Source organism: Corallococcus sp. AB038B (genome assembly GCF_003668955.1).
Classification (GTDB): domain Bacteria; phylum Myxococcota; class Myxococcia; order Myxococcales; family Myxococcaceae; genus Corallococcus; species Corallococcus exiguus.
Map to the genome: position 1 here is coordinate 1 of NZ_RAWO01000393.1, position 386 is coordinate 386.

Here is a 386-nt window from a genome sequence, read left to right on the forward strand (position 1 = left end):
TTGCGCGCTTCACCGGCGATGTCGAAGGACGCGTTGGTGTTGAGGTACACGTCCGTGCGCGTCGACCAGGGGCTGGCGTGCAGGCTCACCTTCGCGTTGGGCGCGTACTTGCGAGCCATTGCAATCATGCACCGGCTCACGCCCACGGCGTTGTTCGCCATCCCCGAGCAGTCCGTGGCGTTGGCGCTCGCCACCTGCGCGGGCACCGTGGCCGGGTCTCCATTGGAGAAGAACTGGAGATAGCCCCAGAGGTCCGGCTCGAGGTGCAGCAGCGCGGGCTCGCTGCCCACCTGCTGCAACGTGAAGCGATAGTCCGCGAAGTAGCGCCGCATGATGGCCACGTCGTTGAGCGCCTGGAGCTGCTGCTCTCCCTCGCCCGCGGGCCC

The 386-nt window shown here is 67.6% G+C and carries 1 pseudogene; it reads right to left on the reverse strand.

The annotated features are described in order from the left end of the window. A pseudogene (locus D7Y04_RS43665) lies at window positions 1-386 on the reverse strand (hypothetical protein); the annotation flags it as partial.